The sequence below is a fragment of the Pseudomonas sp. MYb541 genome, assembly GCF_037479595.1.
GTDB classification, from domain to species: Bacteria; Pseudomonadota; Gammaproteobacteria; order Pseudomonadales; family Pseudomonadaceae; genus Aquipseudomonas; species Aquipseudomonas canadensis.
Window position 1 is genome coordinate 56,745 of record NZ_JBBGYS010000020.1, and the last position, 19,193, is coordinate 75,937.

Here is a 19,193-nt window from a genome sequence, read left to right on the forward strand (position 1 = left end):
AACCATTCGAGCATTCCCGCATGTCCACTCCCCTGCTTGTCGAACGCGCCGGCATCGTGCGCGGCTTCAATCGCTTCTACACCCACCAGATCGGCGTGCTGCAGGAACACCTGCTGCAGAGCGACTATTCGCTCACCGAAATCCGCGTGATGTACGAATTGTCTACCCGTGGTGATCTCACCAGCGCCGACCTCTGCCAGATGCTCAGCCTCGACGCGGGTTACCTGAGCCGATTGACCAGTGGTTTCGAAAAGAAGGGCCTGATCCAGAAAGTCCGCTCCGCCACCGATGCCCGCGCGGTGCAACTGCACCTCACCGACCACGGCCGTGCGGTGCTGGCGCCTCTGGAACAGCAGACCCAAAGCGAAGTCATCGCCCTGCTCGACAACCTGCCGGAACCCCAACAGCGGCAACTCACCGACGCCATGAAGCGCATTCAGGCCCTGCTGCAAGGCACGACGCCCAGCTATCTGCTACGCGACCCACAGCCAGGCGACATGGGCGTGGTGGTGCAACAACAGACCGCATTGTATGCCCGTGAATATGGTTGGAACTGGGAGTTCGAAGCATTGGTGGCGGAGACGGTCGCCAAGTACCTGAGGGCGTTTGATCCAACCTGCGAGCGTTGCTGGATCGCGGAAAAGGACGGCGAAGTGGTGGGCTCGGTGTTCGTCATCCGCCACGGCGAAACCACAGCCCAGCTGCGCATGCTCTACGTGGACGCCAGTGCGCGCGGCATGGGCATCGGCCAACGGCTGGTGGATGAGTGTGTGCGCTTTGCCCGGCAGGTCGGCTACCAACGCATGCAACTGTGGACGGTGGACATCCTCAGCGATGCACGCAAGCTCTATCAGAAGGCCGGGTTCGCGTTGGTCGAGGAAGAAACGATAGACAGCTTCGGCAAATCCTTGGTCAGCCAGACCTGGGCGCTCACGCTTTAAAGCGGCCCCGCGCCGTTGCGGCGCGGGACATAAGACCTTACAGGTCAGTGATTTCCTTGTGACGCGGCACCAGCGTCTTCATCACGCTCCAGGCCACCAGGTAGGCCAGTGCGCAGATCGCGAACATGATCATGTAGCCGGTATGGATGTCGCCGACGGACTTGTAGTAGTCGAACACCCAACCGCCGATCTTGGTCATTACCACGCCACCCAGGCCGCCGGCCATGCCGCCGATACCGACCACCGAGGCCACGGTTTTCTGCGGGAACATGTCCGACACCGTGGTGAAGATATTGCATGACCACGCCTGGTGCGCCGAGGCGCCCACGCCAATCAGCAATACCGGCACCCAGAAGCTGATATAGCCCAATGGCTGCGCCAGCAACACCACCAGCGGGAACAGCGCGATCACCAACATGGCTTTCATACGGCCATCGTAGGGCGCATCGCCGCGTGCCATGAAGTAGCTGGGGAACCAGCCGCCGCCGATACTGCCGACCATGGTCATGCTGTACAGCACCGCCAGCGGCATGACGATATCAGCGCCTTTCATGCCGTACTGCGCCGACAGGTAGGTGGGCAACCAGAACAGGAAGAACCACCACACGCCATCGGTCATGAACTTGCCGAAGGCAAAGGCCCAGGTCTGGCGATAAGTGAGCAGCTTGAACCACGAAACTTTCTTCTCCACAGCGCCGGCCGGTGCCGGGGTGAAGGGTTGCACGGTCTGGTCGCTGCGGATGTAAGCCAGCTCCGCCGCCGACAGGCGCTTCTGTTCATCCGGCTTTTGGTAGAGCGCGATCCACACCGCCACCCACACGAAACCCAACGCGCCAATCACGATGAACGCGGCTTCCCAGCCCCAGAGACCGGCGATCAACGGTACGCAAATCGGCGCCAGGATCGCGCCCACGTTGGCGCCGGAGTTGAAGATGCCAGTGGCCAGCGAGCGTTCTTTCTTGGGGAAGTACTCGGCGGTGGCCTTGATCGCAATCGGGAAGTTGCCCGCCTCGCCAATCGCCAGCACCGCACGGGACAACATGAAGCCCGCAATGGACACCGGGATCACCGCCAGGCCGATCGCCCCGCTGATGGCCGCAATGCCCTCGCCCATCGGCACCGAGAATGCATGCATGATGGCGCCCGTGGACCAGATGCCGATCGCAACCACATACGCCGTCTTGGTGCCGATCTTGTCGACGAAGCGCCCGGCGAACAGCATGGAGATCGCGTAGACAAACTGGAACACCGCCGCAATGTTCGCGTAGTCGGTATTGCTCCAGCCAAATTGCGTGGACAACTGAGGGGCCAAGAGACTGAGCACCTGGCGGTCGAGGTAGTTGACGGTAGTCGCGAAGAACAGCATCGCGCAGATGGTCCAGCGATAGTTGCCTACAGCTTGGCCAACGCGGTGAGCGTTGATGGGCTCGTTCAAGTTCATGGCATCACTTTTTATTTTTGTTAGGTAGGACACATGTAACGTCATATGTCGTCGTACAACTGCGACTTTTATATCGGGCCGCCTGAACGCTGTCAATCTGAAAGATTGCCGTTTATCGAGGTATTGCGCGGGTATGTGAAATGTCAGGCAAAAGCAGTTGTAGGATGACGAACGCGTAGTACCAGGCTGGGTGCCTTGCCCGGCACATCATCGAGCGTACCGAAAGGCTGCATGCCGATCTTTTCCAGCACGCGAATGGATGCCGCGTGATCCGGCCGTACCAACCCGAACACTTCGGGCAAGCCAAGTGTTTCGAAGGCCAGCTTCAATGCGTCACGGCCCAACTCGGTGGCGTAGCCCTGCCCCCAGGCTTGCACCGCAAACCGGTAACCCAGGTTGATGCGTCTTTCGGTCAGGTAGTCCACCGGCGCGATTCCACCAAAGCCGATGATGTGATCCGGCGCTTCGACGCGTGCAATCGCCCACCAGCCGTAGCCTTGGGTAGCCCACTGTTCGAGCCAGTGATCGAGCAGGCGTTGTGCAACCTCCAGGCTGGCCATGGGGCCGGCGGGGTTGAACAGGTTGGTCTGCGGATCGCCGTAGATCGCGAACAATCGCTGCACGTCACCGGGTTGTGGGCGACGGTAGGTCAGGCGCGAGGCGGCAGCGGGCATTCGGTTTTCTCCTGGGCAAACCTGTGAAGTTCAATGCATGTGCAAAAAAACGCAAAAAGTGGTGAATTATTTCATGTCCGCTTGTATCTGAACTGACAGAGCGGTGCCATCGCAACGATGGCACCTCCCCTGTTCTGCTTTAGAGTGTCCCGCATGAAATTACGTAAGAAAAGCGTCAAGCCCATCGGATTGAAAGACATCACCATCGTCGACGACACCAAGGTGCGCAAGGCAATCACCGCCGCTGCCCTGGGTAACGCCATGGAATGGTTCGACTTTGGCGTCTACGGTTTCGTCGCCTATGTGCTCGGCAAGGTGTTCTTCCCCGACGCCTCGCCCAGCGTACAAATGATCGCTGCACTCGGCACGTTCTCGGTGCCGTTCCTGATCCGTCCCCTGGGTGGCCTGTTCTTCGGCGCCCTGGGCGATAAATACGGACGGCAAAAGGTCCTCGCCGCAACCATCGTGATCATGTCCCTGAGCACCTTTGCCATCGGCCTGATCCCCTCCTACGCCTCCATCGGTATCTGGGCGCCGATTTTGCTGTTGCTGTGCAAAATGGCCCAGGGTTTCTCGGTGGGCGGTGAGTACACCGGCGCCTCGATCTTCGTCGCCGAGTATGCCCCGGACCGCAAGCGCGGCTTCCTCGGCAGTTGGCTGGACTTCGGATCCATCGCCGGTTTCGTGCTGGGCGCGGGCGTTGTCGTGCTGATCTCAAGCATATTGGGCGAAGCTGACTTTGAGTCATGGGGCTGGCGCCTGCCGTTCTTCCTTGCCCTGCCCCTGGGTATTATCGGCCTGTACCTGCGTCATGCGCTGGAAGAGACCCCAGCCTTCCAGCAGCACATGGACAAAATGGAGCAAGGCGACCGCGAAGGCCTGACCCACGGCCCCAAAGTCTCGTTCAAGGAAGTGGCGACCAAGCACTGGCGCAGCCTGCTGACCTGCATCGGCATCGTGGCGGCGACCAACGTGACCTACTACATGTTGCTCACCTACATGCCGAGCTACCTGTCGCACAACCTGCACTACAAAGAAAACAGCGGCGTGCTGATCATCATCGCGATCATGGTCGGCATGCTGTTCGTGCAGCCGTTCATTGGTTTCATCAGCGACAAGATCGGCCGCAAGCCCTTCATCATCGCCGGCAGTATCGGCCTGTTGTTCCTGTCCATCCCGGCGTTCATGCTGATCACCAGCGGCAAGATCGGCCTGATCTTCGCGGGCTTGCTGATCCTCGCCGTGATCCTCAACTTCTTCATCGGCGTGATGGCTTCGACGCTGCCCGCAATGTTCCCGACTCACCTGCGCTACAGCGCGTTGGCCAGTGCGTTCAACGTGTCGGTGCTGATCGCTGGCGTGACCCCGACCGCCGTAGCCTGGTTGGTGGAAAGCACCAACGATCTGTTTATGCCTGCTTACTACCTGATGGTGTTTGCCGTGGTCGGCCTGATCACCGGCCTGACCATGAAGGAAACCGCGAACAAGCCGCTGCGTGGCGCAGCGCCGGCCGCTTCGGACATGGAAGAAGCCAAGGAACTGCTGCAGGAGCATCACGACAATATCGAGCAGAAGATCGAAGACATCGATGCCGAAATTGCCGAACTGGAGGCCAAGCGCAAGAACCTGGTCGAGCAACATCCGCGTATCAACTAACACCTGAAAGCGCGTGGCGGCTCGGGCCGCCCCGCAACTGGAGTGTCCCCATGGTTCCAAGCGTCACCGCACCACAGTCCCTGCTCAGCGCCGATGAGCGTGCTGCCATCGCCGAAATAGAAGCCACCACCAGCATCCTGCAACTGGTCACCCGCCTGACGGGGATGCGCTTTGCCGGCATCGCCAAATTCACCGACCTGGAATGGGTAGTCTGCTCGGTGCACGACACCGTGGACATGGGCATCCATGTCGACGATGTGCTCGATCTGGAAACCACCCTGTGCAGCGAATTTTGCATCAACCCGCAAACCCTGTTCATCCCGCAGATCAGCCAGAACGGCCGCTTCGCCGCCCGCCCGGTGGTCAAGCAATTCGCCATTGAGAGCTATGCCGGCGCGCCGATTTTCCTGCCCGACGGCCGCCTGTTTGGCGCTCTGTGCGCGCTCGATTCAAGAGCAATGCTGTTTGAGGACCCCAACCTGCCGGAAACCCTGAACCTGTTTGCGCGGCTGATCGGGTGCATATTCTTTGCTAATTTGACGTCCGATCATTGACCTCGGTCCTGCCACGCAGCGCCGCGATATCACGTTTGGGTGGCACCCCAAACAAGCGGCCGTATTCGCGACTGAACTGAGAGGGGCTTTCATAGCCCACCTTGAACGCCGCGCTGGACACGTCCTGATGCTCGTTCAACATCAAGCGCCGCGCCTCGTTAAGGCGCAGCCACTTCTGATACTGCAACGGGCTCATTGCCGTCAGTTGGCGAAAGTGATGGTGAAACGTCGCTGCGCTCATTTGCGCGCGCGCGGCCAACTCCTCCACGCGCAAGGCCGCGGTGTAATTGAGCTTCAGCCAATCGATGGCCTTGGCAATCCGATACCCCTGCCCGTCGACGGAGCAGATCTGGCGCAATCGGTTCGCCTGGTCGCTTTTCAGTAGCCGGTAATGGATTTCACGCTGAATCAAAGGCGCTAGCACCGGGATGGCTTCAGGCTCATCGAGCAGCGCCACCAGGCGCGCAAACGATGCCAGCATGCCCTCGGTCACCGTGCCGATACCCACGCCCTTCAACACTGCCCGCTCCCGCGTTGGCGGTAGCTCACTCTGGGCGATCAGCTCGGCCAATATGCGCAAGTCCAGCTTGAAAGTGAGCCCCAGGCACGGATGCTCTGGGCTGGCCGCCAGCACTTCGGAGTTGGCGGGAATGTCCAGGGAGGTCACCAGGAAGCATGACGTGTCATACGGGTAGCCCTCGCCACCGACCCACAACTGCTTTTCACCCTGGGCGACCAGCACGATGCACGGTTCCACCATGCACACGACGGGTGTTGCAGGCTGATCACGGTGATAAAAACCCAGGCCCGGAATCGGCATGGGGTAGTCACCGGGCGCGTGCACGCGCGAGCCGATGGCCTGGATCAGCGCATTCAAGGATGTTTGATGAGTGGTCATTACAGGCTCTTTCCTCTCTTCATCGGACTTTACCCCGTCGCGCCCATGGCCGTCCCCGGCAAACTACAAGACTCAGAGGATCAGGCAAGTATTCCAGTCAAACGCACTACAGAACCCTGCTCTCACTCGGGAAAATGCGCGAACCAACCTTCTCGAGGAACCCCCGATGAAAAGCCTCTTGCTCACCCTGGGTTTGCTGGTGACCTCTATGTCGACACTGGGAGCCGATATGTCCAATGGTGCTAACAACTTCTACCAAAGCGAGCAGGTGACCGTCGAAAAAGTCACCTTCAACAATCAATATGGCATGACGGTCGCAGGCAATTTGTTTGTGCCCAAGCACCTTGCCCCCTCTTCAAAAAATGCGGCAATCATCGTCGGCCACCCGATGGGCGCCGTCAAAGAACAGAGCGCGAATCTGTACGCCACCAAAATGGCCGAGCAGGGCTTTGTCACCCTTTCCTTGGACTTGTCGTTCTGGGGCGCAAGCGCTGGCGAGCCGCGCAATGCCGTGTTGCCCGATCTTTACAGTGAAGCGTTCAGCGCCGCCGTGGATTACCTCGGCACCCGCCCGATGGTCGACCGCGAGCGCATCGGCGTGATTGGCATCTGCGGCAGCGGCAGCTTTGCCATCGCAGCGGCAAAGATCGACCCGCGCCTCAAAGCCATCGCTACGGTGAGCATGTACGACATGGGCGCAGCCAACCGTAACGGCCTTAAACACGGCGTGACCTTGGCGCAGCGCCAGCAAGTACTGCTGCAAGCCGCCAACCAGCGTTATGTGGAGTTCCAGGGTGGCAACACCGTCTACATCGGCGGCACGCCTCAGACGCTGACCGGCGATGCAGTGGGCGATGAGTTCTACGACTTCTATCGCACGCCGCGTGGTGCGTTCACCCCGGCGGGTGCCTCGCCGCAAAACACCACGCGGCCGACGCTGACCAGCAACGTTAAGTTCATGAATTTCTACCCGTTCAACGACATCGAGACGCTTTCCCCACGACCACTGCTGCTGATTGCCGGTGCCAATGCCCATTCCCTTGAGTTCAGCGAGGACGCCTACCAGCGTGCTGCCGAGCCCAAGGAACTGGTGATCATCCCGGATGCCGGCCATGTGGACCTGTACGACCGGGTCGGCCTGATCCCGTTCGACAAGCTGGCCAGCTTTTTCAGGAGCAACTTGAAGTGATCTCCGACACCCCGAAAAACTGGGGCGCTGTGCTCGCGATGTCCCTGGCCGCCTTTGCCCTGGTGGCGTCCGAGTTCATGCCCGTAAGCCTGCTCACGCCCCTGGCGGCCGACTTGCAGATTACCGAGGGGCAAGCCGGCCAGGGCATTTCGGTGTCTGGTCTGTTTGCGTTGCTTACCAGCCTGCTGATCGCAGGCGTAGCGGCGCGGGTCGAGCGCAAGCGCCTCTTGCTGGCCTTGACCGTGCTGATGATCGTTTCTGGCACCGTGGTGGCGCTGGCACCGAATTACCCGGTGTTCATGCTTGGCCGTGCGTTAATCGGCGTGGCCATCGGCGGCTTTTGGTCGTTGTCGGCCGCCACGGCTATGCGCCTGGTGCCTGAGCCCCAGGTGCCGCGTGCGCTGGCGATCGTCAATGGTGGCAACGCTTTGGCGACGGTGATCGCCGCGCCATTGGGCAGTTTTGTCGGCGGCTTGATCGGCTGGCGCGGGGCATTCTTTTGCGTCGTCCCCGTCGCGACGTTGGCAGCGGCCTGGTTGATGATCAGCCTGCCTTCAATCAAGGCTCAAGGCGTCGCCAAAAACAGCAGCCTGCTGCACTTGATGAAACGCACGCCGGTGGCCTTGGGCATGCTGGCGGTGAGTGTGTTTTTCATGGGCCAGTTTATGTTGTTCACCTACCTGCGGCCGTTTCTGGAGGCCGTCACCCAGGTAAGTGCGTCCGGGCTGTCGTTGATCTTGCTGGTGCTGGGATTGGCGGGTTTTGCGGGGACGTTTGTGATTGAGCGTTTCCTGAAAAAAAACCTGTTCCTGACGCTGGGCATTATTCCCTTGGTGATGGCCGGGATTGCGCTGGCGCTGGTCATGTTTGGCAGTTCCACAGCGATAACCACGCTATTACTGGGGCTCTGGGGCCTGGTCGCCACCGCCGCCCCCGTGGGTTGGTGGACCTGGCTGTCAAAAACCCTGCCCGACGACGCCGAGACAGGGGGTGGCTTGATGGTGGCGATCATCCAACTGGCGATCGCTTCCGGCGCTATCGTGGGCGGCCTGATGTTCGACCTGAGCGGGTATCAGGCGACATTCGAGTTGAGTGCTGCGGTACTGAGCGTCGCGGCCCTATTGACGTGGTTGGCAACGCGCGCCAGCGGCCACCCTACCCGGCGGTCTAAATGTTTTGCCTGAGCTGCCGATAGCAAGGGACACCCCTGACAAGCAGCGACGCCCTGCGGGAAACTATGCCGAACGCTCTCGCCCCTATCGTCCGCTCGCTTTCCGATCGCACCAGTCTGTCGCTGGCGCGCACCTCACTCTTCAGGTTCATGGCCTTGCTGGCCGTGGTGTTTACCGCCGCGGCCTACTCGTTGGTCTATCTGGCCCATGAACTGGACCGCTCCGAGCAGGCTGAAAGTGCGTTCTATACCCGCAAAGCCGTGCAGTCGCTGGAAAAGTCCCTGCGGGTGACGGTCAAGGACTACGCCTTCTGGAGTGACGCCTACAAGCATTTGCATATGACGGTAGACGCTGATTGGGCCTTTGTCCGTGGCAACATCGGCGCCACGCTGTTCGATGATTTCGGCTTTCAAGGCCTGTTCGTGGTCGACGACGCCAACCGCACGGTGTATGCCGTCGTTGACGGCCAGTTACAGACCGTCGAACTCAACCAGTGGCTCGGTGGGCCCATCACCGAGATTCTTGAGCAGGCTCGCGGGGGCGCAGACAATGAGACACCCGCCACGGCTTTTATCAGCGTGCGTGGCAGCCCTGCACTGGTAGCTGCCGCCGCCATCACCCCCGGTACCGACCCCACGGTGTTGCCCGACGGCCGGACAGCGTCGGTGCTGATCTTTATCGATATCCTCGACAGCGCCAAACTGGCGGTGATCGGCGATGAATTCGGCGTGGACAAACTGCACGTCGCCACCGCCGATGAAATCGGCAAGACCTTGCTCTTCCCCCTCGGCGACAACGGCTCGGCCGGCAGTCTCCACTGGGAGCCGGCTCGTCCCGGCTTGCGCCTGATGGGCGTAGGCCTGCCGCTGCTGGGCCTGGCTGCGTTGCTGGTGTGCGTGATGACCTGGGTCATTTCGCGGCGCACCACCGCCGCCGCACTCGCCCTGGACGCCAGCCATTCATCGCTGCAGAACAGTCAGAACGCCCTGGCCACCAGCGAAGCCCGCTTTCGCGATGTGGTGGAAGCCAGTTCCGATTGGGTATGGGAAATCGACGCCGGCTGGCGCTTTACCTACCTGTCGGAACGCTTTGAAGGCGTGACCGGGCTGGTGCGCAACGCTTGGATCGGCGCCACAATGAACGATTTACTGGAGACCGAAAGCGGCCTGCTCTCCCAGTGGCTCAGCGCCCCCGAACGTCGCCCGGATATCAGCGTGCAGTGTCGTTACGTCGATGCATTGGGGCTGGAACGCAGCACTCGACTGTCCGCACGGCAGATGCCGTGTGGCGGGTTTCGCGGAACGGCCACCGATGTAACGGAAGAAGTCGAGGCCCGTCGACGCATCGAGTTCCTGTCCCAGCATGACGCCCTCACCGGGCTGCCCAATCGCACGCGCCTGCAGGCGTTTCTGGAGGGCAAGTTCAAGGCCTTGTCCTCCTTGGAGCAGCCGTTGGTCATGCTCAGCCTGGACCTCGACCGGTTCAAACCGGTCAACGACTTGCTTGGGCACGCTGCCGGTGATCGGGTGCTCAACGAAGTGTCGGCCCGTCTGGCGGACTGCGTTCGCCATGGGGATCTGGTCGCGCGAATCGGCGGTGATGAATTTGTACTGATCCTGACCGATGCTGGCACTCAAGACGAAGTCGAAGCACTGTGCAAGCGCTTGATCGAATCCATCGAGCGTACGATCAGAATCGACGAGCAGGAGGTGTTTGTCAGCGCCAGCATCGGAATCGCTATCGCCCCCACCGATACCCGTGAAGCCACGGAACTTCTGCGCTACGCCGACATTGCCTTGTACGAAGCAAAGGCTGCGGGGCGCAATACCTGGCGGTTCTACTCCGGCGACATGAACGCGCGGATTATCGAACGTCGCCGCTTGGAGAGCGACCTGCGCTATGCGATCAAACACGGCGAGCTGCGCCTGCATTTCCAGCCGCGCTATCGCATCGCCGACGGGCAAATGGTCGGCGCCGAAGCCCTGGTGCGCTGGCAACATCCCGTGCGTGGGCTGATCGCGCCTGACACCTTCATTCCGATTGCCGAGGAGTCCGGGCTGATCCTGGCGTTGAGCGACTGGGTACTCGAAACCGCCTGCGCGCGTGCCGCCCAATGGCCAGAGCATCTGTTTGTGTCGGTGAACCTGTCACCCACCGAATTCAAGCGCGGCAACCTGGTCGAGCGCGCACGCCAGGCATTGGCGACGTCGGGTATCGACCCGGCACGGGTGGAACTGGAAATCACCGAAAGCGTCATGCTCGATGATACCGACGGTGCACTTGAGGTCATGCATACGCTAAAGCACTTGGGCCTGCGTATCGCCATGGATGACTTCGGCACCGGTTACTCATCCCTGAGCTACCTGCGGGCGTTCCCATTCGATGGTTTGAAGATCGACCGCAGCTTCCTGACCCGCCTGGAAGACAGCGACGATGACAAGGCGATCATCCAGGCGATTGTCGGCCTGGGCCGGGCCCTGGCACTGACGGTGACAGCCGAGGGCATCGAAACCGCCGAGCACTTGGCATTACTCAAGAGCGTGGCCTGTGAGGAGGGCCAAGGCTATTTCCTCAGCCGACCGCTGGACATTGATGCGTTCAACGGTCTGTTGGACCTGCACGCCAACCTCACGCAGGCGCCTACCTGAAGAAATGACTCGGCGTCTTGCCGAACTGTTTCTTGAACATGCTGGTAAAGGCGCTCGGACTTTCGTAACCCAGCTCCAGGGCGATATCGATCACCTTCTCCCCCACCGCAATCCTCTCCAATGCCAGCAGCAGCCGCGCCTGCTGGCGCCACTGGCCGAAGGTCATGCCGGTTTCCTTGCGGAACAGGCGCTGGATGGTTTTCTGGTCCAGGTTCAGGCGCTCGCTCCAGTGGGCGACCGTGGAGGCGTCGCCGGGCTCTTCCTGCAACGCGAGGCAAATGCGCTGCAGGCGCGGGTCGGCAGGCTGCGGCAAGGACAGTGGCAAGGCCGGCAGGATGGCGAGCTCGTCGAGGATCAGGTGCATGATCCGCGCATCCCGCGAGTCCTCGGCATACGGCGGTTTCAGGCTCACCGAGGCCTTGATCAATTCGCTCAGCAGCGGCGAGATACTCACCGTCTTCGGCTCGCCGGGCATGTTCGGGAAGCGATCCGGGCGCACAAACACGCTGCGCATTTTCAGGGTGCCCACGCAACGCAGGGAATGCACCTGCCCGGCGGGCATCCAGATCCCGCGATTGGGCGGCACCGTCCATTGGTTGAGCGCCGAGTACACCACCATCACGCCTTCGATGGCGTAGAGCAGTTGATGCTTCTCGTGGCTGTGGTCGGGGATCACCCAGTTTTCCGGATAATCCGTGGCGGAACTGATGACCGCCCAGGCACCTTCGTTGATTTCCTGGAGGAATTCGTTCAATGGTTTGATGATTTCGCCCTTTTTGCGATGGTTGTCGCCCGAATTACGCGAGACAGGCATTCCTGACGAATCTAGCATAAACGCCGAATCATTTTGTAATGGATGGCGACCTTAAGAAGTTGCCGCCTCTGATTAGCTGCCTTGTATGGAATGCCTGCATGTCGACCCTCACCGCGTCACCCGCCGCTGCAACCACCACACCCCAAGCCAGCCCTTTGGTCATGCGTGTGCTCGGCGCCTGCGCCCTGGCGCATTTGATCAATGACCTGATCCAGGCTGTGCTGCCGTCGATCTACCCAATGCTCAAGGCCAACTACGGCCTGTCGTTTACCCAGGTGGGCCTGATCACCCTGACGTTCCAGCTGACCGCATCCCTGCTGCAGCCGTGGATCGGCTACCACACCGATCGCCACCCGAAACCCTGGCTGCTGCCGGCGGGCATGGTCTGCACCTTGATCGGCATTCTGATGCTGGCGTTTGTCGGCACGTTCCCGGCGATTCTGCTCGCAGCAGGCCTGGTGGGCGTCGGCTCGTCGACCTTCCACCCGGAAACCTCCCGCGTTGCGCGCCTGGCGTCCGGCGGTCGCTACGGCCTGGCGCAGTCGACGTTCCAGGTCGGTGGCAACACCGGCAGTGCTTTCGGCCCGTTGCTGGCGGCCGCGATCATCATTCCTTACGGCCAGGGCAATATCGCCTGGTTCGGGTTGTTTGCGGTGTTCGCCATCTTGGTGCTCTACGGTTTGAGCCGCTGGTACCGCAACCACCTCAACCTGTTCAAGCTCAAGCAAGGCGGCAAAGCGACCCACGGCTTGTCCAAGGGCCGCGTGACCTTCGCCCTGGTGGTGCTGGCCGTGCTGGTGTTCTCCAAATACTGGTACATGACCAGCCTGACCAGCTACTTCACGTTCTACCTGATCGAAAAATTCCAGCTGTCGGTCGCGAGCTCCCAGATGTACCTGTTCCTGTTCCTCGGCGCCGTGGCCGTCGGCACCTTCGCGGGCGGCCCGATCGGCGACAAGATCGGGCGCAAGAAAGTCATCTGGTTCTCCATCCTCGGCGCCGCGCCGTTCACCCTGGCCCTGCCCTACGTCGACCTGTTCTGGACGGCGGTGTTGAGCGTGGTGATCGGGTTCATCATCGCGTCGGCCTTCTCGGCCATCGTGGTGTATGCCCAGGAACTGGTGCCGGGTAACGTGGGCATGATCGCCGGAATCTTCTTCGGCCTGATGTTCGGGTTCAGCGGGATTGGCGCAGCCTTGCTCGGTTTGCTCGCTGATACCCACGGTATCGAGTACGTCTACAAGCTGTGTTCGTTCCTGCCGCTGGTGGGCATTCTGACCGTCTTGTTACCCTCCACCAAAGGCATTTGATCGCGCCTACGCCCACGACTGACGCAGGCAAGGACGCCTGCGTGTAGCCATTCCGTGCTTAAATCCTTGTTTGGCAGCTTCCCGTGCGTTTCTGCCCATCCAAGGACCTCCCGTATGCGCCTGCCTGACTTCATTCTTGCGAACCTCGAGCCGATCCTTCAGGCGTGGGAAGACTTTGCCCGCACCATCCAGACACCTGGGGCCGACCTCGACCGTGAAGGCTTGCGCGATCATGCCGAGCAGATGCTTCGCGCCATCGTGAGTGACCTGCGCACCACCCAGACCGTGCAGGAGCAAACTGACAAGGCGCAAGGGCTGGCGCCGCGGAATGACGAAGAAAGCCCTGCTGAAACCCACGCGGTGACACGCTTGATGGCGGGTTTCTCCATCGACCAGATGGTGTCTGAATACCGCGCGTTGCGCACCAGCGTGCTCAGCCAGTGGCTTGACCAGGTCAAACAGGGAACGGCGCTGGATGTCGACGACATGAACCGCTTCCATGAAGCCATCGACCAGGCACTGGCAGAATCCATCGCCAGTTACTCACGTGCCGTAGAAGCGTCGCGCAATGTGTTCCTGGGCATCCTCGGCCACGACCTGCGCACGCCGTTGGGCGCGATTCTGCTGGGCGCCGACACGCTCCGGCGCTCGCCGACTGTGGACGAGCGCGGCAGCCGTGTGGCCACGCAGATCTATACCAGTGTGCAACGTGCCAGCCAGATCGTCGGCGATCTGCTGGATTTGACACGTTGTCAGATGGGGCCAGGCATTCCGGTCAAGCGTACGGAGGTCGATCTTGCGCCGATCTGTGAACGCATTGTCGAGGAGATCCGAGCCTTTCACCCTGCTTCGAACATCGTCTTCGAAGCAAAAGCCCAGGCGCTTGGCAGCTTTGATGGCCCGCGCATGGAGCAGGTATTTTCCAACATCATCAGTAATGCCGTGCAACACGGCGATGCACAGTTACCCATCACAGTCGAGTTGGCGACTCGCGCAGAGACGGTGGTGTTCACTGTGCGCAACGGTGGCAACCCCATTTCTGCCGATGTCCTGCCGTTTATCTTCAATCCCATGGGGCGCTTTTCCCAACGGTCGGTCATAGAACACGGCCCAACGGAAGGTCTTGGATTGGGCTTGTTCATCGCCTCTGAAATTGTGACCTCCCATCAAGGTTTAATTGAGGTCGAGTCAGATCTGGCGTCGGGAACGGTGTTCCGCGCGACGTTGCCAGTGCATTAAATTGAATGCGTTGATAGCCGTTCGCCAGTAAGCCTCCGAAAACCTCGCGCGAACGCTTACAATCGCGGTTTTCAACGCAACCCTGGCAGACCCGGCAGCACATGACGCTCGACCCTCCTACGATTTTGGCACTCACCGTTGCCCTGGCAGCCGCTGCCGCCCTGTACCTGGCCGTTGAATGGCGCAGCGTGCGCGAACCTTCGCTGCTGTGCTGGAGCGCCGGTTTTGCCACCATCAGCATCGGCTCCACCCTCGCCCTGCTGCGCATCAACGGCTATTTGATGATCGGCATCTGGTTCGCCAACGGCTTGCTGGTGACCGCGCATTTCCTGTTCTTGCTCGGTGTGGCGCGATTCACGCAAACACGCTTGTCGCCCGTGTGGCTGCTGATGCTGGTGGCCTGGTTTTGCATGCTGATGCTGCCGAGCGATCCTTCATGGTCTAAAGCCATGCTGGCGGTACAGTCGCTGTTGGTGGCGTTGCCGACCCTGCGCGCCAGCTTTTTACTGCGGCCCCATGGCAAATCCCTGAGCATCGGCGCCGTGCAACTACGCTATGTGCTGTTGATCCACGGCGCGTTTTATGTGGCCAAGGCGCTGTCGGTGATGATCCCCGGCACCTTGATCGACCTCGCCGCGTTCAAGGGCGAGATCATCCAGATTTCTCTGGTGGAAGGCGCCATGGCGATCATGCTGATCGCGTTGTCGATGACCGGCTCCGAACGCTACCGACGCGAACAACAGATTGCCCGCCTCGCCGCCCGCGACCCACTGACCGCCCTGTACAACCGCCGCGCCCTCGACCTGCGCGCACCGCGCCTGCTGGCCCAGGTCTCGCCGGCGCAACCCGGCGCGTTGCTGCTGATCGACATCGACAACTTCAAGTCGGTCAACGACCTCTACGGCCACACCGCCGGCGACCGTTTGCTGATCGCCTTGAGCGAGATGATTCGCAGCGTGGTGCCCCAGGGAGCATTGGCCGCACGCCTGGGCGGGGATGAGTTCGTGATCCTGCTGAACCCGGCGTCCACCGAGCAAATCGTCGAACTGGGCAGCAGCCTGCGCGACCAGTTTCACCAACTGGCCTCGCAAACCTTCACCACGCCGGCGCCGGTAACCCTGAGCATCGGCGCCAACCTGTTCGACCAGCCGCCACCAAGCCTCACGGCGTTGATCGAGCAAGGCGACACCACGCTGTATGAAACCAAGCGTGCCGGGCGCGATAGCATCCGGTTGGTGGATAGAACGGGAACCGCACCCTATTGTTAAGTGGAAATCACCATCAGCCTGGCAACCACAGTGGCGCCCTGCCCGAGCAGGCAGATTGCGCCCAGCCCATACGCGAGCGTCCGCCAGGGCTGGCACCCCACCAGATACATCACCGTATGCGCAACCCGTGCAAGGGTAAAACAGACACATAACCCTGCCGTCACAGCGCCGCTCGCCCCCAACGCAATACACAGCCCGCCCAACACGAAAAACAGTGGAATATTCTCCAAGTCGTTCGCCCAGGCCTTGGTCGCCCTCACCACTTGCGGCAGTTCCGCTGAATGCGCAGCACGCTTGAAGAACGCTGCATCCTCCAGGTTGGTAAACGCCTGGCGCCGTATCCGAAAGACCCCCTGATAACAGGAAATCGCAAACATCTTCAGGCACAGCACCAGCACACAGAGCGCATAAACCTGCAAAAGATCACTCATCGCGCACCCCATTTACCACCCAATAAAGCAACGGCCCCACCGACACAAAAACTGCCGTCAGCACAAAATACGGCAGCAACGAAACCACCGAGCGCCCGCGCCGTCGTACGTCCTGGTACATCCACACACACGCCAGCACCGCCATCAAATACAGGTCGATCACCACCTGCGCGGTGTCCGGCCGTGACATCAGTTCGAGGCCAAAGGCCCACAGCGACTGCTCGGCTGTCAGCATCGTCGCCAGGGTGTAGAACGAAAATCCCAGCAAACCGGCCAGGGCGATAAAGCGACTGCTCATGGTCTCTTCCTTGAAGTGATGGAAGCCCACGTTAGTGATAAGGTTCGGACCCTCGCAATGACCTCGGAGGTCATGATTCCGCCATGGACAACCTTGTTACTGCCGGCGAACAGCTGCGCCAATTGCGCCGGCACGCCAAGCTGAGCCAACTCGACCTGGCCCTGATAACCGGCATTTCCCAGCGTCACCTCAGTTGCATCGAGACCGGTCGCGCCAAACCAGGCACCGCCACATTGCATAGTCTGTTGACGGCACTGAAGGCTCCGCTGGAGCAGTGCAACCGCGTATTCCTCGCCGCCGGCTATGCGCCGCGCTACACCGCCACCCCACTCGCCTCGCCCGCCATGACGGCGATCCGCGAAGCCGTCAGCCATGTGCTGCACGCCAACAATCCGGCCCCTGCCATCCTTTTGGGCAGCCAGTGGGAAGTGCTGGCGGCGAATGCCAGTACCGGCCTGCTGTTTGAATTAGTGGGCATCCGGGCGGATGCCGCCGAGGGCGTGAACTTGCTGACGACGCTGCTGCAGCCGGGCGGACTGGGCGATCACCTGATCAATGCCGAGGAGATCCGCGCCCTGGCCTGGCAGCGCGCCACCCGTGAAGCGCTGGGCAATCCCGAACTGGCCGCATTACTGGCGAGTTTGCCGACACCGGCCAACACCGAACTGCCCGCGCACATGCCGCCGCTGGTACTGACCCGCGTGCGCTCACGCCAGGGTGAACTGAGTTTTTTGTCCACCTTCACCACGTTTGGCATGCCCCAGGACATCACCCTCACCTCCCTGCGGATCGAACATCTGATTCCCGCTGACGAGGCCACCTGGCAGGTGATGCGCGGCGCCTACGCGGAGTATGCGGCGCTGGTTTTGTGAAATATCTGTACGTAGACTGCCGCCATACCCCCACTTGAAGGCGGCGAAAAAAACGTGATGCAAGTTACCGAAGTCTCCATTGCCCAATTGCGCGCTGCGCTTGAATCCGGCCAGACCACGGCGGTTGAACTGGTCAAGGCCTACCTGGCGCGGATCGAGGCCTATGACGGCCCGCAGACCGTCACCGCCTTGAACGCCGTGGTGGTGCGCAACCCCGACGCCCTGAAAGAAGCCGAGGCGTCCGATGCACGCCGGGCCAAAGGCGAAACCTTGGGGCCATTGGATGGCATTCCTTACACCGCCAAAGACAGCTACCTGGTCAAGGGCCTGACCGCCGCCTCCGGCAGCCCGGCGTTTGCCCATCTGGTCGCCCAGCGTGATGCATTCACCATCGAACGCCTGCGCGGCGGCGGCGCCATCTGCCTGGGCAAGACCAATATGCCGCCGATGGCCAATGGCGGCATGCAGCGTGGTGTGTATGGCCGGGCGGAAAGCCCGTATAACGCCGACTACCTGACGGCGCCGTTTGCCTCCGGTTCGTCCAACGGTGCCGGCACCGCGACGGCGGCGAGTTTTGCCGCGTTTGGCGTGGCCGAAGAAACCTGGTCCAGCGGACGCGGCCCGGCGTCCAACAATGGCCTGTGCGCCTACACCCCGTCCCGTGGGGTGATTTCGGTGCGCGGCAACTGGCCGCTCACACCGACCATGGACGTGGTCGTGCCTTACGCCCGCACCATGGCCGACCTGTTGGAAGTGCTCGATGTGGTGGTGGCCGAAGACCCGGACACCCGTGGCGACCTGTGGCGTTTGCAGCCGTGGGTGCCGATCCCGAGCGTCGCCTCGGTTCGCCCGGCGTCCTACGCTGAACTGGCCGTGAGCTCCGAATCCCTCGCCGGCAAACGCTTTGGCGTGCCGCGCATGTACATCAACGCCGACCCTGACGCCGGCACCAGTGAAAAACCCGGCATCGGCGGTCCTACCGGGCAGAAGATCAACACCCGTGCCAGCGTGATCGACCTGTGGAACGACGCGCGCCAGGCGCTGGTTGCGGCCGGTGCCGAAGTCATCGACGTGGACTTCCCGCTGGTGTCCAACTGCGAAGGCGACCGCCCTGGCGCCCCCACCGTGTTCACCCGTGGGCTGGTCTCCAAGGAGTTCCTCCACGATGAACTGTGGGAACTGTCGGCCTGGGCCTTCGATGATTTCCTGCGCGCCAACAACGACCCTGCCCTCAACCGCCTGGCGGATGTGGACGGGCCGAAGATCTTCCCCCACGACCCCGGCACTCTGCCCAACCGTGAGGACGATTTGGCCGCCGGCATGGACGAATACGTGCGCATGGCCGAACGCGGCATCACGCCGTGGAACGAGATCAGCACGGTCCCCGATGGCCTGCGCGGTTTGGAACAGACCCGCCGCATCGACCTGGAAGACTGGATGGACACGCTCGGTCTCGACGCCGTGTTGTTCCCGACCGTGGCTGACGTAGGCCCGGCGGATGCTGACGTGAATGAAGCGTCGGCTGACATCGCCTGGAGCAACGGCGTGTGGGTCGCCAACGGCAACCTCGCGATTCGCCACCTCGGCGTGCCGACCGTCACCGTGCCGATGGGCGTGATGGCGGATATCGGCATGCCGGTGGGGCTGACGTTTGCCGGGCGGGCGTATGACGATTCGGCGTTGCTGCGGTTTGCTTCGGCCTATGAAGCCACCGGCAGCAAACGCCTGATTCCACCGCGCACACCCCCGCTGGCAGCTGACTAAACACCCTCCCTGTAGGAGCCAGCT

The 19,193-nt window shown here is 61.3% G+C and carries 17 protein-coding genes; 11 read left to right on the forward strand and 6 right to left on the reverse strand.

The genetic code is table 11. The features are described 5' to 3' along the window. Positions 1-20: 20 nt before the first annotated feature. Positions 21-941 carry a bifunctional helix-turn-helix transcriptional regulator/GNAT family N-acetyltransferase gene (locus WH299_RS14325; protein WP_339550591.1) on the forward strand — a complete coding sequence of 307 codons (921 nt, stop codon included), beginning with the start codon at positions 21-23 and terminating at the stop codon, positions 939-941. 37 nt (positions 942-978) lie between these two features. Here the strand turns inward: WH299_RS14325 and WH299_RS14330 are convergent, their stop codons facing one another. Together WH299_RS14330 and WH299_RS14335 are read right to left on the reverse strand one after the other, a co-directional pair. Further along, the gene (locus WH299_RS14330) at positions 979-2,382 is read right to left on the reverse strand and encodes an MFS transporter (protein WP_122727358.1); all 1,404 of its coding nucleotides are present in this window, start codon (positions 2,380-2,382) and stop codon (positions 979-981) included. A gap of 143 nt (positions 2,383-2,525) precedes the next feature. Continuing rightward, a complete protein-coding gene (locus WH299_RS14335) occupies positions 2,526-3,056 on the reverse strand; it encodes a GNAT family N-acetyltransferase (protein ID WP_122727360.1) in 531 nt (176 codons plus the stop codon). 153 nt (positions 3,057-3,209) lie between these two features. On the opposite strand from WH299_RS14335, the gene proP reads away from it, so the two are divergent. Next, positions 3,210-4,712 (forward strand): glycine betaine/L-proline transporter ProP, encoded by a 1,503-nt coding sequence (gene proP / locus WH299_RS14340; protein ID WP_038849597.1) that lies wholly within the window; start codon positions 3,210-3,212, stop codon positions 4,710-4,712. 50 nt (positions 4,713-4,762) lie between these two features. Further along, on the forward strand, positions 4,763-5,266 hold the full coding sequence (locus WH299_RS14345) for a GAF domain-containing protein (protein WP_123477727.1): 504 nt from the start codon (positions 4,763-4,765) through the stop codon (positions 5,264-5,266). Here WH299_RS14345 and WH299_RS14350 read toward each other — a convergent pair. Next, positions 5,244-6,164: an AraC family transcriptional regulator gene (locus WH299_RS14350; RefSeq protein ID WP_339550592.1), complete on the reverse strand. Its 921-nt coding sequence runs from the start codon at positions 6,162-6,164 to the stop codon at positions 5,244-5,246. The two genes, WH299_RS14345 and WH299_RS14350, sit on opposite strands and share 23 nt — an antisense overlap. A gap of 166 nt (positions 6,165-6,330) precedes the next feature. On the opposite strand from WH299_RS14350, the gene WH299_RS14355 reads away from it, so the two are divergent. From WH299_RS14355 to WH299_RS14365, 3 genes are read left to right on the forward strand one after another with little or no spacing between them, the layout of a single operon-like run. After that, a complete protein-coding gene (locus WH299_RS14355) occupies positions 6,331-7,353 on the forward strand; it encodes an alpha/beta hydrolase (RefSeq protein ID WP_339550593.1) in 1,023 nt (340 codons plus the stop codon). Between the two features lie 38 nt (positions 7,354-7,391). After that, the gene (locus WH299_RS14360) at positions 7,392-8,537 is read left to right on the forward strand and encodes an MFS transporter (protein ID WP_339550616.1); all 1,146 of its coding nucleotides are present in this window, start codon (positions 7,392-7,394) and stop codon (positions 8,535-8,537) included. Positions 8,538-8,590: 53 nt separating this feature from the next. After that, on the forward strand, positions 8,591-11,173 hold the full coding sequence (locus WH299_RS14365) for a bifunctional diguanylate cyclase/phosphodiesterase (protein ID WP_339550594.1): 2,583 nt from the start codon (positions 8,591-8,593) through the stop codon (positions 11,171-11,173). On the opposite strand, the gene WH299_RS14370 is transcribed toward WH299_RS14365, so the two are convergent. Then, positions 11,166-11,987, reverse strand: a complete 822-nt coding sequence (locus tag WH299_RS14370; protein ID WP_028616353.1) for an AraC family transcriptional regulator — start codon at positions 11,985-11,987, stop codon at positions 11,166-11,168. The genes WH299_RS14365 and WH299_RS14370 overlap by 8 nt on opposite strands. A 98-nt stretch (positions 11,988-12,085) precedes the next feature. Here WH299_RS14370 and WH299_RS14375 point away from each other — a divergent pair, with 98 nt between their 5' ends. The 3 genes from WH299_RS14375 to WH299_RS14385 all read left to right on the forward strand — a co-directional run bounded on the left by WH299_RS14375 (position 12,086) and on the right by WH299_RS14385 (position 15,804). Continuing rightward, the gene (locus tag WH299_RS14375) at positions 12,086-13,297 is read left to right on the forward strand and encodes an MFS transporter (RefSeq protein WP_028616354.1); all 1,212 of its coding nucleotides are present in this window, start codon (positions 12,086-12,088) and stop codon (positions 13,295-13,297) included. A 114-nt stretch (positions 13,298-13,411) separates the two neighbouring features. Then, entirely contained in the window at positions 13,412-14,536 is a 1,125-nt protein-coding gene (locus WH299_RS14380; protein WP_339550595.1) for a sensor histidine kinase, read from the forward strand. A 101-nt stretch (positions 14,537-14,637) separates the two neighbouring features. After that, complete coding sequence (locus WH299_RS14385; RefSeq protein WP_339550597.1) at positions 14,638-15,804, forward strand: GGDEF domain-containing protein; 1,167 nt, start codon at positions 14,638-14,640, stop codon at positions 15,802-15,804. Here WH299_RS14385 and WH299_RS14390 read toward each other — a convergent pair. Beyond that, positions 15,801-16,235 carry an MAPEG family protein gene (locus tag WH299_RS14390; RefSeq protein WP_122727374.1) on the reverse strand — a complete coding sequence of 145 codons (435 nt, stop codon included), beginning with the start codon at positions 16,233-16,235 and terminating at the stop codon, positions 15,801-15,803. The genes WH299_RS14385 and WH299_RS14390 overlap by 4 nt on opposite strands. Further along, the gene (locus WH299_RS14395; RefSeq protein ID WP_339550598.1) at positions 16,228-16,533 is read right to left on the reverse strand and encodes a DUF2834 domain-containing protein; all 306 of its coding nucleotides are present in this window, start codon (positions 16,531-16,533) and stop codon (positions 16,228-16,230) included. The genes WH299_RS14390 and WH299_RS14395 overlap by 8 nt, the downstream gene beginning before the upstream one ends. An 83-nt stretch (positions 16,534-16,616) precedes the next feature. On the opposite strand from WH299_RS14395, the gene WH299_RS14400 reads away from it, so the two are divergent. Together WH299_RS14400 and WH299_RS14405 are read left to right on the forward strand one after the other, a co-directional pair. Beyond that, entirely contained in the window at positions 16,617-17,405 is a 789-nt protein-coding gene (locus WH299_RS14400) for a helix-turn-helix domain-containing protein (RefSeq protein ID WP_339550599.1), read from the forward strand. 54 nt (positions 17,406-17,459) lie between these two features. Next, entirely contained in the window at positions 17,460-19,169 is a 1,710-nt protein-coding gene (locus WH299_RS14405; RefSeq protein WP_122727380.1) for an amidase, read from the forward strand. Positions 19,170-19,193: the final 24 nt, after the last annotated feature.